The following is a 15698-nucleotide window of genomic DNA, read 5'->3' as shown; positions in this document are numbered from 1 at the left end:
TGCTAATAATAATTAATAAATTGATAAAAAAAGCCACGATTGGTTAATCGTGGCCTATACAGAATAAGGTTTAATAAGCTATTCTCTGTTTTTTACAAGAATCCAACCTGTATATTTTATTGGGGTCTTTTCCTTATTGGATTCATTCCAGTTGATATGGTACCAGTAGGTGCCGGTTACGATTTTTTTATCGAAGTGTCTCCCGTCCCATCTGTAGTTATTGAATTTATTTCCGGTGAAAATAGTATTTCCATATCGGTCATATATTGAGAAAGTAAGATTTTCTTTATAGCCTAGCTCACTGTAGTCAATATAGTCATTTACATTATCGCCGTTAGGTGTGATCGCATTGAGCAGATTCGGTACGGTGAGTTCGACAGCAACTGGAGTACAGTCATAGAAATCTTTTACATAGAAAGTATGCTGTCCTCTGGTAAGACCTGTAAAAATATTGGAGTCTTGCCAGTTTGCCGTTCCATCTACCGAGTATTTATACGGAGGTCTTCCTCCAGCTACAACAACCGTTGCCGTATTATTATTAAGTTCGATCTGTTGAATCACCGGATCGTCAGCTTTTTTAACTTTTACAGTCTGAGTCAGGAAACATCCGTCCTTACCAAGGACTACAGTATACTCTCCCACCCCAATATCTCTGATTCCCGAAGTGGTGGCACCTGTACTCCATTGATAGGAGTCATATCCTGGACCGGCGTCAAGATTGGTTCTGGCGTCCATACAGATGTACTGGTCTACCAATGTTGGTGACTTCTTGATCGGAAGTGGAACAAGTGTGATTTTTGCATTTGCAGTACACCCTTCTGCCGTCGTTACCTTTACATAAACCACTCCGCCTGTGGAAGGGAAGTTATCAGGAGTTGTTATTTCATTGGTTCCTGCATTCAGGTCAGTCTGTGTGCGGTAGTATTTTTTTATTGCGGCTGCATAATCGGTTACTTTAGCCTTAGTAAGGTCAAAGTAAGCGTAAGGAGCAACATCATACCAACATGCTGTGATAGAAACGTCCTGTACAATGAATGGAACTACAGTAAGATTTAAGGTTACCTGTTCGCAGTCTGTGAATTCGGCAGAGTCTCCACAGAATGTATAGACGATCTGATCTGGTCCGTAATAATTGGCTTCTGGAGTATAGGTTATCGTTCCGTTTGCATTTACAACAGCAGTACCTTTAGTAGGAGCGGTAAGGATTTTTACGGTGCCCGGTACTGGAGTCTGCGTGGATGACGTAAACGTCGGTACAATAATCTTGGTAGAACAGGCACTAACTGCTTGTGTTGTAAGCTTCAGGCACGTCTGTACTTTATAGATTGGTGTGGTAACAGGGGGGCATGTTCCCATGGTTACTTTTACCGTATAGTTTCCTGATTGTGTTGGTGTATAGGTATTTGATATAGCCCCTGCAATGACTGTTCCGTTACGGTACCATTGGTAGCTTTCGTATCCTTCATCCAATTCAAGAATTAATCCGGGAACACATTCTCCCGTTTTTTTAGCAATGACAGGAATGGAAGAAAATCCGGCAAAATAACCTCCGTAGCCTGCAGTACTGTATCCACCGTTAATACCAGCAGTTACTGCTTTGGTAGAGGTAATGGTCAAATTTCCGGCTATCCCTTCAAGGGCATATGTCACCCATTGGGTATTTCCTGTAAGCGGATATGGGCCTTGGGCAGGTGTAGGAGGAATTCCGTTTACCATCACCGTGGCACCGGTTTCGGTTAGAATATTTAATTTTAATGTAATGGTAGAGGAGATACCCGGCATCTCATTTACTTTTCCGATTTCATCAATTTTTCTTGGAAGGAAGCAGTTCAATGGCGGAATATAGTTAAATCCTCCGTTATAGGATTGGTTGTCTATTCCAATAAACTGATATAAATATACATTTTTAGACGTTGAAATAAGCATATTGGAATGCGTTCCTGCACCCGTTTGGGTTACGTAGCTTGTTTCATTGATTCTGTACCAGCCTCCTGCGTTGAGGGTCTGTACCGGAGTGGTGGAACCATTCAGAAAGATATCTGTATTATCCTGCGTGGCAATAATAAGTCCGCCTTCCATATTCAGACTGGGGCTTGTTGAAAGTGTTTTCACCATGGCAAAGGTATTTCCAAGTCTGTCTGTAGGTACAGACTGGTCCATAATGGCATCCGTACCTCCGGTGGTAGCACCGAAGTTTCCGTTACAGCTTCCGTTCGTGAGAGAAATCGGTTTGTCAGATACAATTTTGGCTCCCATGAAGCCATTTTGGTTAGCAGCGTCATTCCCGTCCCCGGCCATGATGAACGATTCTCCTTTCTGCAGCGTGAAGCTTTGGGTAGTCCCGGTTGGAGTTCCGTTGATGAAGGTAACTGCGGCATTACTCCAGGTTACTGTTACGTGGGTATTATTTTCGGTAGCAAGTACGCCTGCTGTAAAATTATAAAGACTGTTGGTGTCCGTATTCGGACTTGTTGCCACGTAAAATTCTTTACCGATCCCTGCTTTTCCTTTACTGGTAATAATTTCTCCATGAGAAGACTGAGCCAGCCTTAAACTACAATAAAAAGGTTTTTCTCCCTGTGCATATATACCTTTATCAGAAGTGACAAAAGCTTCACCTTCAGTGACAGCTGTTATAACATCCAGGTCAATATCCAAAATTTGAGGATCACCTTTACTGATGGTAACAGTTCCTATTAAGGCATCCTTGCGGTAAACCTTTACAGCAAATGGGGTTACAGAGTCTGTAGATAAATAAAGCGCGTTTGTATAATTGGAAAACGTACTGTAACTGCTGTCGTAGTAAGGAGCAATCCAATGTTCAGTATCCCTTTGTGCAAAGAGGGTATTAAAGGTCAGAAAAATTAACACCAAACTGAGTAGAAATCTTTTCATGTGTATGGAATTAGGATTTCTACAAAATTAAAATAAAAAATGTAATACCATTAATGAAATGTAAATAAAAGTTAAAAATTATTCTCGATTCTTAACTAAAATCCATAGTGAGTATGAAAATGGTAATTGAAAAGTACAGCTTTGCTTAACGATTGAAATCCCGGTATGTTTCCATAGAAAGATTTTGTAAGCAACGTTTCTATCAGGGTATAATTGTGGTTGGAATATATGTAAACAGAGGCTTGCGTCATTATTAACTGTTTAAATGGGTCTCTATATTGGGTGCGTACCGGTGATTTTTCTACATAAAAAATCCCGGTGAAATTTTCACCGGGATCTCATATTTTCTGAAAGATTGATTAAGCTAGGCTTACTCTTACAAATCCTGTTACTTTTAGATCTGAATTTACAGATTTTACATAGTCAGCAACTGAGATACTTCCGTCTTTAATAAAGTCTTGGTGTACCAAAGTGTTGTCTTTGTAGAATCTCTGCATTTTACCTTTAAGGATATTATCGATAATGTTTGCAGGCTTACCTTCTTCAGTAAGTTTGTGTCTTTCGATTTCTAATTCTCTGTCAATAGTTTCCTGAGAAACAGCAGTTTCGTCAAGAGCAATTGGGTTCATTGCAGCAACCTGCATAGAAACAGCTTTAGCAGCCTCATCAGCTCCCTCTACTTTAGAAGAAAGCGCAGTGATTGCAGCAATTTTGTTTCCAGCGTGGATGTAAGCTCCAAGGAATGGTCCTTCGATTCTTTCGAAAGCTCCGATCTCGATTTTTTCACCGATCACTCCTGTTTGCTCTACTAATTTTTCAGCAACAGTGATTCCGTGGAAATCTGTAGCTAAAAGCTCTTCTTTAGTAGCCGCGAAGATCGCCATTTCAGCCAATTCGTAAGCTAGCTCAATGAACGCTTCATTTTTAGCAACGAAGTCAGTTTCGCAGTTTAGAGAGATTACAGCACCTAACGTGTTGTCTTCATTTACTCTTGCGATTACTGCACCTTCAGTAGACTCTCTGTCAGCTCTGTTAGCAGCAACTTTCTGTCCTTTTTTTCTAAGGATATCTACCGCTTTTTCGAAGTCTCCTTCAGCTTCAACTAGAGCTTTCTTGCAGTCCATCATACCTGCACCTGTTTGGTTTCTTAATTTAGCTACGTCTGCAGCAACTGGTGTATAAGACATAATATCTATTATTTTTTATTTAAAGATTAGTATTAATTTTTAGCTTAATTTTAGAGCAGTGCAAAGATAATGATTTTAATGATAAACTAAAAAATGACTTTTCACGTTATTAATATATTTAATACTATTTTAAAGTTTTAATTAATGAAAAAAATCTTCTTTCTCCTGTTTATATGCATTTTCTCGCTTGGTTTCTCTCAAAAAAAGAAGAAATCAAAATCTAAAGCTGTTGTAGAAAAAGAGACGATCATCATCTATACAGAGCAGGAAGCTGAGGTTTCAAAGGAAGCCAGAGTGATTGCAGGCTTTCTGAAGCAAAATCCAGGACATGCAAGAACAGATTTTTTTAAAAGAAAGTTGATCGATATGATCATGGCAGATAATTCTCCAGAGGCAAAACCTACTATTAAACCTATCAGCAAAGAGAAGATTGAAAATATTGTTAAAAATAATGAGCTGAACAGCGGTAAAGTAATAGCTGCCAAAAAAACGGCACCTGCTGGTAAAGCGTCAACAACAGCAGATGATAAGACGGTCGCCGCCATCGATGCTTTAAAAGAAGATCTGTTAAAAGAAGGTAGAAGCAGCTATGCATCGGTAGGATCTGCAAAAAGCGCAGGAGCATCTAAAGCCGGACCCAGTGAAGAAAATAAAAGAAGAGCAGCGATGCTTACTCATCTTTTTAGTACTGATGTCAACAAAAATGAAGCCTACGTCAATATTAAAAACAGATCAGCCTGTAATCTGATTGTAAAAATAAACGGCAAAAAATATTATAACCTGAGCGTTCCTGCCAGGGGAGAAAATTTTATTTTAATAGATAAAGGGGAATATGTACTGACCACGATGGTGTGTGATGCTAAATATTCCTCATTAAAGAAAATTAATCAGGATATTGAGATCGCCCTCAATGTTGCCGATTAATGGAGAAGAAAACTAAAGTAAAAAAGGTTAAGAAATCATTCTTAACCTTTTATTTTTATCCTTTAAACTGTCCCATCGCAATGAATTTATCCTGCCTCTGGGTTTCAAGCTCCTGACCGGTAAATTTGGAAAAAGCTTTGATATTTTGTAAAATAGAATTTTTTAAGTTCAGGTAGGTGGTCTCTACATCATAGTGAGCACCTCCAAGTGGTTCTTCAATGATTCCGTCGATAAACTTTTCTCTCAGGGCATCTGCCGGAGTAAGATTCAATGCATTCGCTGCATCTTCCTTGTGATCCCAGTTTCTCCATAAGATAGAAGAGCAGCTTTCCGGTGCAATTACCGTATACCATGTGTTTTCCAACATATATACCTTGTTTCCTACACCTATCCCCAATGCTCCTCCACTGGCACCTTCACCAATGATATAAGTAAAAATCGGCGTTTTAAGCTGAACCATTTCAAAAATATTTCTGGCGATCGCTTCTCCCTGTCCTCTCTCTTCAGCTTCTAATCCAGGATAAGCTCCCGGCGTGTCTACCAAAGTAACTACAGGAATATTGAACTTTTCAGCCAGCTTCATCAATCGTAAAGCTTTTCTGTATCCTTCAGGATTTGGCATACCAAATCTTCTGTGCTGTCTTTCTTTAGTTGTTCTTCCTTTCTGAGTTCCTATGATCATCACTCTCTGGCCGTCAAGGGTCATCAATCCTCCAATCATTGCCGGATCATCAGCAAAATTTCTGTCTCCGTGAAGTTCCAGGAAGCTGCCCTTGTCTGCCATTCCGTGGATATAGTCCAATGTATAAGGACGATCAGGATGACGGGATAGTTGTACTCTCTGCCAAGGGGTAAGATTTCCGTAGATTTCTTTTTTCTTTTCCAAAATCTTATCCTCAATCTGGCTGCATGCTAATTTTACATCAACACCACTTTCTTCTCCTACTAAAGAACACGTCTGGTATTGATCCATCAATTCTTTGATAGGAAGTTCGAAACTTAAATATTCCATTTCTTGAAGTAAATTAAATCTTTCAAATGTATGAAAAATTATGGTAATTTTATTTAAAATTATTTATAGCATTGTTTATTCTGGAGATACTTTCCTCTTTGCCAAGGACTTCCAGGATATCCGGAACGTCCGGTCCCTTCAGTTCTCCTACCAATGCCAAACGTAAAGGCATCATCACTTTACCCATTCCCAAACCTTTGTTTTCAGCAAAATCATGTACCGTCTGCTTCAGTGATTCAGCGGTAAAGTCGGCAGATTCAAGAGCTGATGCAAGATTCCCCAAAACGGCGGATGTTTCGTCATTCCACGCTTTTTTTGATGCTTTTTCATCATATGATCCCGGGGCTTCAAAGAAAAATTTTCCGTTTTCATAGATATCTTTTGGGAAAGTAGCTCTTTCTTTCATCAGATGAATGACTTTAAGCAGCTTTTCATCGGAAGCATCTGAAAGATCATATTTCGTATTTTTAAGAAGCTCAAGAAGTTCCGCATCCGTCTTCATTTGAATATACTGATGATTGAACCACTCTGATTTCTCTTTACTGAATCTGGCTCCTGCTTTATGTACTTTGTGAAGGTCGAATTCCTTAATCATCTCCTCCATAGGAAGGATTTCTTTATCATCTGCAGGGGACCAGCCCAATAGCGCTACCATATTAATGAAGGCATCAGGAAGATAACCGTTTTCTCTGTATCCTTTGGAAACAGTTCCTGTTGCAGGATCCTTGAAATCAAGTGGGAATACCGGAAATCCGAATTTATCTCCGTCTCTTTTGCTCAGCTTTCCTTTTCCTTCAGGCTTTAAAATCAGAGAAAGATGGGCAAATTGTGGTGCTTCCCACTGCATGGCTTCATATAAAAGGGTGTGAAGGCCCAAAGAAGGAAGCCATTCTTCCCCACGGATGACGTGAGAAATTTCCATTTCGTGGTCATCAATGATATTCGCGAAGTGATAGGTGGGCATTCCGTCATTTTTTACCAGAACTTTATCGTCCAGGGTATTTGTATTGACAGAAAATTTTCCACGGATAATATCTTCAAGATTCAACACGCGGTCCACTGGCATCTTGAAACGAACAACATAAGGTGTTTTTTCATTCAGCAATCTCTGAACTTCCTCTTCAGAAAGGGCAAGACTGTTTTTTAAACGGTTTCTTGTTTTGTTATCATAAGAGAAAACATCTCCTTTAGCTTCAAACTCTGCACGCATGGCATCAAGCTCTTCCGGAGTATCAAAAGCGAGGTATGCATAATCGGTTTTCAGAATCTGCTCTGTATAGCGGTCGTAGATATCTCTTCTTTCGGATTGTCTGTAAGGAGCAAATTTCCCTCCTTTTTTAGGACTTTCATCAGGGATAATTCCGCACCATTCCAAAGCTTCTTCAATATATTCTTCAGCACCTTCCACATATCTTGCCGTATCTGTATCCTCAATTCTCAATACAAATTCTCCGCCCTGATTTTTAGCAAAAAGGTAATCATATAATGCAGTTCTTACGCCTCCCAAATGTAAAGGTCCCGTAGGACTTGGAGCAAAACGTACTCTTACTTTCTCCATTTCAATTTTAATTTTTGCAAATTTACTTAATTTATAGATTTTAAACGGGTTGCAGAGCCTAATTTTAACAAGTTATTTTTTAGAATAGACGAGAATATAAAAAAAATAGCAGTCATTATCATTAACGCTGCTATTTCTAATATTTTATCCCTTTCTTTTGATACCCAGTATTTTTAAAACCTTGTTGATTTTATATTTCATGGTTCTTTTATAACCCAGCAACCTGATTCTTTCCATCATTTGAAAATTTTCCTCCATCGCAGATAAAAGATTTTGTTTGAAAAAGGCTCTAAGCAAATCTTTGTCAGAGATGATCTCTTCCAGCTTACCAATTGCTTTGGTCTTATTTTCGTACATAAAGAATTCGTTATTGGTCATCCCTGCAGAACTCATTCTGTAGGCCAGCAGATATTCGTTCACAAAATGGGTTTTTGGATGATCTCCATAAGCCTGCAACCAGAAAATCCAGTCCTCTTTGGCTTTAAGCTGTTCGTTGAACTTGTATTTTTCCACAATATCTTTAGAAAAGATAGCGCAGTGAATCGGAATAGAAAAACTATGGTCCCATTCCAGCAGTATATCTTTTTGATTGAAATATTCTTCTTTCAGGATACAGTGTGGGGGAATGAGTTTTTTAGTTGCATCGTCAAACCTCTGGAAGTCTGTGATGACAATCGTATTGTCTTTGCGGTCTATTTTTTGAACTGATTTTTCCAATTTTTCCTTATACAGAAAATCGTCACTGTCAAGAAACTGTACAAAATCTCCGGTCGCATTGTCAATACCTGCATTTCTGGCGGAGCTGAGACCGCCATTTGTTTTTTTTATGTATTTTATTCTGCTGTCTTTCTTCTGCCATTCCAGAGCTTTTTCTTCTGTATGATCCGTACTTCCGTCATTTACCACAATACACTCCCAGTTGGAATAGGTCTGGTTGATCAGAGAATGAATACATTCATCCAGAAAAACGGCCTGGTTATAGCAAGGTACGATGACAGATATCTTTAGAGAGTTCATGCTCATACTATTTATTTTTATAGATCTTTTTACCGTCCCGTATTCCCTTAATCATTTTGGAAATGAGAAGTTTTTTTTCTGAGAATGGATATTCTTTTCCTTTGATAACGGTCATGATTTTTGAAAAACAGTTTTTGTACAGATTTTTATAGAACATCGAACTGAAGCTTCCCGGAAAATAAGGCTTGATATTTTTTCTCAGTAAAAACAGGTTCCTGTATTCATAATAAGCCTGTAAAGGACGTATTTTATGTGATATGACGACTCTTTTCCGATACATTACAGCCGTTTTTGTATACATGACGTTTGTGTATAGATTGGCAAGAATACCATATTCTGTATCGTCTCCAGCAATAAAGTATTCTTTTTTCGGGAAGCCTATTTTTTCGACAATATCCCTGTGAATAAGCATTCCTTCAAAACAAGCCGTATTTACGTAGCAGTAGTCTTTATGTTCCAGAGAAATATTATGATGTAAAATCGGCATGCACGTTCTGTGATCGAAATAATGTTCCCATTTGAATATCTCATTATTGTCACTGAAAATTCTCAAGGGATGGATGCATTTTGAAAGTTCTTTATAATGTAAAAGGTTTTCCAGGCAATCTTTGAAGGGTTCCACATCGTCATCCATTACCCAGATCCATCCGTAACCGGATTCGTAGGCTTTTTTAATACCGGTATGAAATCCGCCGGCACCACCAATATTTTCCTGAGTTACTATTTCAATCTGCGGTTGATGCAACGTTTTAAGATAGGCCTCTGTTCCGTCTGTTGAACCGTTATTGACAATAATAATCCTGTCAGGCGGGGTCGTCTGATCCAGTATTCCCTGAATACATTCTTTTAAAAATTCCAGTCTGTTGTAAGTCACTACAACAGCACAGATAGAATTGGGATGGCTCATAAGGCTGAAATTAACTTTTGTATTCTCTGAACGGCTTTTTCGTACTGCAGATTTTCAACAGCGAAATCATAAGCGTTCTGTGTTATCGTTCTATAATATTCTTCTCCCTGCTGCTCTGCGAATCGCATCTGCTCCATAAGGTCAGAAAGATCATTTTTCACCGGAATGAAGTGTTTGTAGGGCTCAAGTTCAAAATGATAGTATGATTTCCACACTCTGTCCTGGAGAAACAGGAGCCTTTTTGTGAACAGCAGCATTTTTATTCTTCCGCTGTAGCCTTTTCCTTCAATATCTATTAAATATTTATAGTGGGTATGGTCTTTCAGGGTAATATATGGGATGTCTTTTTTTCCGCCCAGAACTGCCTGATCCACGTATGTATTGTAGGCTTCGATGAGATCAGGATATTGCTCAGAATACTTAATAATCTTTTCCCTGTTAGGATGGGTCTGAACATTACCGATCCATAGCATTCTTGGATGAAGGTACGGTTTTTCCGCCTCCTTCTGAATTTCAGAAACCGTCTTCTTAAAATCCGGAATTCCGGCCTGCTGCCAATGGTCGAATATAAAATCCGGAAAAACGAAATCAAGATCTTCCTTTTTTTCACAGCAATAATAAAAGTTCCCCTTTACCAGTGATTCGGTGGGGAAGTCTCCGGTATGAAGACTGAATTGAATCTCATGCTGCGGAATTCCAAGCTTGATGGCATCCAATACCTGTTTAAGCGAGGACTCGGCCCTTGTTTGAAAAGAGTTGTGATTGTCTACTGAAGCAATCTGCCCGTTACGGGTCGTAATATTCAGCAGCTCCCTGGGAGATTCCTGTTTTTTCTTTTTTTTCCACAACATATTACCTGAATCGTTTTGCGGTTTCCAACGCTTCTGCAATTACATGATGCATATCCATATAACGGTATGTGGCAAGTCTTCCTATAAACGTAATGTTGGAAAGCTTATCTTTCTCTTCAGAGTATTTTTCAAGCATTTCTATATCTCCCTGTAATCTTTTCGGGTAATAAGGAATGTCGTTTTCCTCCGTTTCCTTACTGAACTCTTTGAAATAAACGGTTTGTTCATGATCTTCCCACGGGGTGAAATGCTTATGCTCATGAATTCTTGTGTGCGGAATTTCCTGATCTGCATAATTGATCACTGCATTGCCCTGAAAATCTCCCTCGTCTGTAAATTTTTCGAAGAATACTGTTCGGTAGCCGAGTCTCCCGTACTTATAGTCAAAATAAGCATCAATAGGTCCGGAATAGAAAACGTGATCATATTCTGAGAAATCAATTTCTTCGGCGGTGATTTTTTTATTTAATGTTACCGTGATATTGGGATGATCAAGCATCTTTTCAAAAATCTCAGTATACCCGTTTCTTGGAATTCCCTGAAGAGGCATCGCATAGTAATTGTCATTATAATTGAACCTTACCGGAAGTCTTTTTAAAATACTGGCAGGAAGTTCTGTGGGTTCGCAGCCCCACTGTTTTTTTGTGTAACCATGGAAAAAGGCTTTGTAAAGATCCTTCCCTACAAATTTCAATGCCTGTTCCTCAAAATTCTTTGGAACCTCAATGGAAGTATCGCTCAATGATTCGATAAAAGATCTTGCTTCTTTAGGTGAGAAATCTTTTTGAAAAAACTGATTAATAGTATGAAGATTAATGGGAAGAGAGTAGACCTGATTTTGGTATACTGATTTTACACGGTTGATAAATGGAACCATTTCACAAAACTGCTGAATATAGTTCCAGACTTCCACATTGTCTGTATTGAAAATATGCGGACCATATTGGTGCAGTGTAATCCCTGTTTCCGGATCTTTTTCTGTATAACAGTTTCCTCCGATATGGCTTCTTTCTTCTACTACATGGATAATATTGTTTTCGCAAAGCTGTTGTGCCAAAACACTTCCTGAGAAGCCACTTCCTATGATTAAGTACTTTTTCATGTATGATTATTTAGAGCAGTTTCTGGTCTTTAATGATTTCCTGGATCCAGTTGCTGAAACCGTATTTTTTTACAATTTCATCCGGGAGTTCAGAATAAGGTGTTTTCAGAAACTGTTCGATATTTTTGTAATTGTCATTTTCCACGACAAAGATATTGTCAGGATGGTAAAAGTCATAATTTTTTACCATAATATTATCTGTGATCACTTTTTTATGATAATACATTCCCTCAAAAAAACGAATGGATAGTCCATTGTGTAAAGGATCTACAAAATCTAAAAGAACATCCGAATTTTTTACCAACTCCAGGTTTTCCTGAAAACTGATCCTATCCTGGATGTAGTGAATCCGATCATTCTTTTTTTCGGGTTCCTGATGTCTGAAATATTGAATGAAGATGGAAAATTCCACAGAGAGTCCTGAAACTTCCTCTATAAAACGGTCTATCTTTTCCTCGCGGCTTTTCCAGTATAATCCTACAAAGTACAGTACGGGTTTTTCCGTATTGTATTTTTTATCAGCAGGAGGGATGTGGTCGAAATAAAAGTTTGTGATAGGTCTGATGTTGGGCTGGGATGCTACTTTTTCAAAGCAGAAAAAGGTGTCGAACAAATTAAAATAATTTTTAATTTCCGGAAACTTTTCAATTCCGTCCCATTGATAGGCGATCAGCTGTTTTGTTCTTTTTTTTAGATTTTTTATAAAGGGGATTGGGAAATTATCCGGACGAATCACCAGGATATAATCTAATTCACCTTTAATAGCTAAAAGATTTTCCGAAAGCGTATCATAAAAATGCTGGTTGACAAGTCCCTGTTTGTAGTCTTTGTTTCTCAGAATATTTTTGATGAAGAAATTTTTTACACTTTCAGCACCTTTATACCTGAATTTTGAAACTTTGTCTGTGATCAGGTACGTTTCAAAGCCTTCTTTTTGCAGGTTTTCCAAAAAAAGGTCTGGAAAGTCAGAATAATCAGGCATCACCAAAAGAAATTTTCCTTTTTTCACACTTTTTATTTTGAGCCAAAGATACTGAATAATAAAATTTTAAAATGTTTTCTGAGACTGTTAACAGGATTGTTGAAATATTCTTTTTTTATGCTTTCAGCATCCTTCAAACTGATGGCGTTCAGGTACCTGAAATACTTTTTTTCAGTACTTTTTAATGGAATACTGTCACTGAATTTCGGATTGACTTCTTTGAAGACTTTTTCCATACTCTGTACCGCTTCAGCAGAATAATGTCCATGATGCTTATAATTTCCAATGACAATTTTTTTCAGATAAGAAATATAGTAGGCAATTGCATTTTTTTCAGGATACTTCAGATAGTATCGGGTATAAATCGTCTCAATAACGCTCAGGTATCCCAAAAGGTTTTTATCACTGTTTTTTTTAGTAATGGACTGTGCGTTATCAACCGTGTACAGATAAGTGACTGCAGGAATAAAAGTTACATTCGCGGCTTTAAATAAGGTTTCAAAAAACCATAGCTCATCTTCGTGATAAATCCCGCTCAGAAATCTTAGATTATTATCTTTTAAGAATTCCGTTCTGTACAGTTTATTCTGGGCAATCGGACTCAAGCCTTCAGTCATATTCTGAATAAGGACTTCCTCGTTTTTATTTTCCACGACTCTTTTTTCTTCAGGGTGAGGAAGGAAAGAGATGTTTTTTTTCTCTTCCCAGGAATAAGTAGCTGTTTTGCCAATAATGATATCTTCTTTACCGGTATAGCTTGACAGCAGATTCTCAATAGCATCCGCAGGAAGAAGGTCGTCGCTGTCACAGAAAAAAGTAAAGTCGCCAGTCACTTTTTCCAGTCCGAAATTTCTGGTATCTGAAAGTCCCTTGTTTTCATGGCTATAGATATGAAATCTTTCGTCTGAAAAGCCATTCAGTATTTCCAGCGTATGATCTGTGCTGCCGTCATTGATGATGATGCATTCAATGTTGCGGTGGGTTTGGTTCTGTATGCTTTCCAGCACGTCTTTTACATAATAAGAGGCGTTATAGCATGGAACAATAATGCTGACAAGAAAATGGGAATTATTCACTTTGTATTAGATTTCTTTCAAGGTAGAACTTACGGCTTCAATAGAAAATGGTTTCAGGCTGTCGACAGAATGATCACGTAAGGTATTCCAAAGTGTCTCATCGGTATTCAGACGGATGATCGCTTCTGCAAAACTATTTTCATCGTTGGCTATTAAAACGTTTTTATTATCGTTGAGCTGCATACCTTCGGCACCGATATCAGTAGTAATCACAGGGAAAAAATACTCAAATGCCTGGCCTATTTTTCCTTTTACACCCGCTCCGAATCTTAGAGGAGCCACCATAATTCTGGAGGTCATAAAAAGCTCTTCCACGCTTTCCACGAATCCCAGGAATTTGAATTTTGGATATTGTTTGATATCAAGCTTATCTGCCACATTTCCGATGACCTTTACTTCCAGTTCCGGATTGGTTTTCCAGACAATGGGCATTATTTTGTCGTACAGAAACTTCACGGCATCAATATTGGGTTCATGGATCGATCCAATGAAAATAATTCCCTTACTCTCCTTAAATCCTTTTCTTTCGGAAATATCAATTTTAGGATAATGAATATTGGAAATCGTAATCATCTTATTCTTATCTGCATACTGGCTCATGACTTCTTTTTCTTTGTCAGAGATGGCCACAATATAATCCAGCTGCGGAGCAATGACCGTTTCCAGGTGGAAAAAATGTTTGTAATTTTTCTTCAGTGAAATTCGGTTTGGCTCTATTTCAATCGCTCTTTTGAACCTTAGAAAATGAATATCCACCATATCATAAATGAACTTGGTCTGCGGCAGAATTTTTTTCAATTTTTTATAGAACAGATTCAGAGCAAGAGGACCATTGAACCATATGTAGTCAATCTTTTTAAAAGAAGAAATAAAGGCATAGATGTTTTTATAGGTATTGTTTTCTACAAAAACAATCACATTTTGCTGTTGGTAAAACTGCACATAGGGATCGTCCTCAAACATATGAGGCGCAAATAAAATACAGTTGTACCCCATCTTTTTATAGATAAGAATAATCTCCTTCAGCCTGTTAGACCCCGAATCCTTATCATGGGTGGGAAAATCTCTGGAGGCAAAAAGAATCGTCTTTTCTGAAGCATCATACAAGTGGATATTGATAATGTCCTGAGTCTGAAGTGCGCTGAGTTTTTCTTTTCGTTTGAAATGTTTTTTAATTTTCTTTAAGATTCCCATGGATTAACGTTTAGTATCTAAATCAAAAATTTTGTTTACCCAGTGGTCCAGGGTATATCTGTAATAAATCTCTTCCGGAATTTTTTCGTACGGCACTTCAAAAAAAGAGGGGTCAATGTTACTGATGCTTTCGTTTAAAATCAAAATATTGTTGGGATTGTAAAAATCGTAATCTTTAATGGCTTCATTATCTGTGATGATCTTCTTTTCCAAAGACATTGCTTCGAAAACTCTGAAACTCAATCCGTATTGCCCTTCGCGCATCAGATCCAGCAGAACCTTCGCGTTTTTATAATAGACAGGGAGATCGTTATGTGGTATTTTTTTGATGCTGAAAATGAGGAACAGGTTTTTAGGAACCTTTATGAAGATATTGGCCAGCTGATGTTTCCAGGATTTCTTTCCAATGACCATAATCTGGAATTTCAATCCCTGATCAATCAATTTTTTAGCCAGTAATTTGATCATGGAAACCCTTCTGTTGTCATAGGAAGTGATATAAAAAAGATCCATTTCCGGATGTTGGGTTTCTTTTGGCGTATAAGGAAGATAGATATAATTCGTTATCTTTTCAAATCCATGCTTCTGTACATCTATAATATCAAAAGAAAAGATCTTATCGAAAAGGTGCAGCTTATCTTCTACCGGAACTCTTTCCAGATTGTCATAGAGATAGGTGATCATCCTGTCCGTATATTTTCTTATTTTTTCAAGCGTCGATACATCAAATGTATCCGGATTCAGAACCAGAATCTGATCCTGATGGCCCAGTTTTTCCAGGGAATCCAATACATATTTCTGTCTTTTCTCCGTCTTAAGATTTTTGTTTAAAAAAGTTTTGCTTAAAGCATTCACTGCTCTTTCGTTAAAATTGGAATGCGTAACGCTGCTGATTTTTATATGGTATGCTTCAATGCCACGCCTGCATAAAGTTTCAACAATATACTTATCATAATCCCAAAAATCATAACTAATGATACAAATCTTCATCCA

At 38.0% G+C, this 15698-nt stretch carries 13 protein-coding genes; 1 reads left to right on the top strand and 12 read right to left on the bottom strand.

Features of this window, described 5'->3' with window-relative positions:
• Positions 1 to 78: 78 nt before the first annotated feature.
• Positions 79 to 2895, bottom strand: coding sequence for a T9SS type B sorting domain-containing protein (locus DRF67_RS12785; protein WP_115928677.1), 2817 nt, complete (start codon positions 2893 to 2895; stop codon positions 79 to 81).
• A gap of 359 nt (positions 2896 to 3254) precedes the next feature.
• The gene (gene tsf, locus DRF67_RS12780; RefSeq protein ID WP_115928676.1) at positions 3255 to 4082 is read right to left on the bottom strand and encodes a translation elongation factor Ts; all 828 of its coding nucleotides are present in this window, start codon (positions 4080 to 4082) and stop codon (positions 3255 to 3257) included.
• A 144-nt stretch (positions 4083 to 4226) separates the two neighbouring features.
• Here tsf and DRF67_RS12775 point away from each other — a divergent pair, with 144 nt between their 5' ends.
• Positions 4227 to 5006, top strand: coding sequence for a DUF6759 domain-containing protein (locus DRF67_RS12775; protein WP_115928675.1), 780 nt, complete (start codon positions 4227 to 4229; stop codon positions 5004 to 5006).
• A gap of 55 nt (positions 5007 to 5061) precedes the next feature.
• On the opposite strand, the gene DRF67_RS12770 is transcribed toward DRF67_RS12775, so the two are convergent.
• The 10 genes from DRF67_RS12770 to DRF67_RS12725 all read right to left on the bottom strand — a co-directional run bounded on the left by DRF67_RS12770 (position 5062) and on the right by DRF67_RS12725 (position 15695).
• The gene (locus tag DRF67_RS12770) at positions 5062 to 6018 is read right to left on the bottom strand and encodes an acetyl-CoA carboxylase carboxyltransferase subunit alpha (RefSeq protein WP_115928674.1); all 957 of its coding nucleotides are present in this window, start codon (positions 6016 to 6018) and stop codon (positions 5062 to 5064) included.
• A gap of 49 nt (positions 6019 to 6067) precedes the next feature.
• Entirely contained in the window at positions 6068 to 7576 is a 1509-nt protein-coding gene (gltX, locus tag DRF67_RS12765) for a glutamate--tRNA ligase (protein WP_115928673.1), read from the bottom strand.
• 144 nt (positions 7577 to 7720) lie between these two features.
• Complete coding sequence (locus tag DRF67_RS12760) at positions 7721 to 8599, bottom strand: glycosyltransferase family 2 protein (RefSeq protein ID WP_228435805.1); 879 nt, start codon at positions 8597 to 8599, stop codon at positions 7721 to 7723.
• 1 nt (position 8600) lies between these two features.
• Positions 8601 to 9500 carry a glycosyltransferase family 2 protein gene (locus tag DRF67_RS12755; protein WP_115928672.1) on the bottom strand — a complete coding sequence of 300 codons (900 nt, stop codon included), beginning with the start codon at positions 9498 to 9500 and terminating at the stop codon, positions 8601 to 8603.
• Positions 9497 to 10351 carry a glycosyl transferase family 90 gene (locus tag DRF67_RS12750; RefSeq protein WP_115928671.1) on the bottom strand — a complete coding sequence of 285 codons (855 nt, stop codon included), beginning with the start codon at positions 10349 to 10351 and terminating at the stop codon, positions 9497 to 9499. Before DRF67_RS12750 ends, DRF67_RS12755 begins: the two co-directional genes overlap by 4 nt.
• Before the next feature lies 1 nt (position 10352).
• The gene (gene glf / locus DRF67_RS12745; protein WP_115928670.1) at positions 10353 to 11453 is read right to left on the bottom strand and encodes a UDP-galactopyranose mutase; all 1101 of its coding nucleotides are present in this window, start codon (positions 11451 to 11453) and stop codon (positions 10353 to 10355) included.
• 10 nt (positions 11454 to 11463) lie between these two features.
• Positions 11464 to 12462: a hypothetical protein gene (locus DRF67_RS12740; protein WP_115928669.1), complete on the bottom strand. Its 999-nt coding sequence runs from the start codon at positions 12460 to 12462 to the stop codon at positions 11464 to 11466.
• 5 nt (positions 12463 to 12467) lie between these two features.
• Positions 12468 to 13511: a glycosyltransferase family 2 protein gene (locus DRF67_RS12735; RefSeq protein WP_115928668.1), complete on the bottom strand. Its 1044-nt coding sequence runs from the start codon at positions 13509 to 13511 to the stop codon at positions 12468 to 12470.
• A 6-nt stretch (positions 13512 to 13517) separates the two neighbouring features.
• A complete protein-coding gene (locus tag DRF67_RS12730) occupies positions 13518 to 14705 on the bottom strand; it encodes a glycosyltransferase family 4 protein (RefSeq protein ID WP_115928667.1) in 1188 nt (395 codons plus the stop codon).
• 3 nt (positions 14706 to 14708) lie between these two features.
• The gene (locus DRF67_RS12725; RefSeq protein ID WP_115928666.1) at positions 14709 to 15695 is read right to left on the bottom strand and encodes a glycosyltransferase family protein; all 987 of its coding nucleotides are present in this window, start codon (positions 15693 to 15695) and stop codon (positions 14709 to 14711) included.
• Positions 15696 to 15698: the final 3 nt, after the last annotated feature.

It is taken from the genome of Chryseobacterium pennipullorum (genome assembly GCF_003384725.1).
GTDB lineage: Bacteria > Bacteroidota > Bacteroidia > Flavobacteriales > Weeksellaceae > Chryseobacterium > Chryseobacterium pennipullorum.
Note: the sequence above shows the minus strand (reverse complement) of the source record. Positions and strands in the feature narration are given on the sequence as shown.

What these genes read in the sequence shown, in the direction of transcription:
- DRF67_RS12785 (WP_115928677.1), bottom strand. Translation starts at nt 2,895, where the DNA reads ATGAAAAGATTTCTACTCAGTTTGGTGTTAATTTTTCTGACCTTTAAT.
- tsf (WP_115928676.1), bottom strand. Translation starts at nt 4,082, where the DNA reads ATGTCTTATACACCAGTTGCTGCAGACGTAGCTAAATTAAGAAACCAA.
- DRF67_RS12775 (WP_115928675.1), top strand. Translation starts at nt 4,227, where the DNA reads ATGAAAAAAATCTTCTTTCTCCTGTTTATATGCATTTTCTCGCTTGGT.
- DRF67_RS12770 (WP_115928674.1), bottom strand. Translation starts at nt 6,018, where the DNA reads ATGGAATATTTAAGTTTCGAACTTCCTATCAAAGAATTGATGGATCAA.
- gltX (WP_115928673.1), bottom strand. Translation starts at nt 7,576, where the DNA reads ATGGAGAAAGTAAGAGTACGTTTTGCTCCAAGTCCTACGGGACCTTTA.
- DRF67_RS12760 (WP_228435805.1), bottom strand. Translation starts at nt 8,599, where the DNA reads ATGAGCATGAACTCTCTAAAGATATCTGTCATCGTACCTTGCTATAAC.
- DRF67_RS12755 (WP_115928672.1), bottom strand. Translation starts at nt 9,500, where the DNA reads ATGAGCCATCCCAATTCTATCTGTGCTGTTGTAGTGACTTACAACAGA.
- DRF67_RS12750 (WP_115928671.1), bottom strand. Translation starts at nt 10,351, where the DNA reads ATGTTGTGGAAAAAAAAGAAAAAACAGGAATCTCCCAGGGAGCTGCTG.
- glf (WP_115928670.1), bottom strand. Translation starts at nt 11,453, where the DNA reads ATGAAAAAGTACTTAATCATAGGAAGTGGCTTCTCAGGAAGTGTTTTG.
- DRF67_RS12730 (WP_115928667.1), bottom strand. Translation starts at nt 14,705, where the DNA reads ATGGGAATCTTAAAGAAAATTAAAAAACATTTCAAACGAAAAGAAAAA.
- DRF67_RS12725 (WP_115928666.1), bottom strand. Translation starts at nt 15,695, where the DNA reads ATGAAGATTTGTATCATTAGTTATGATTTTTGGGATTATGATAAGTAT.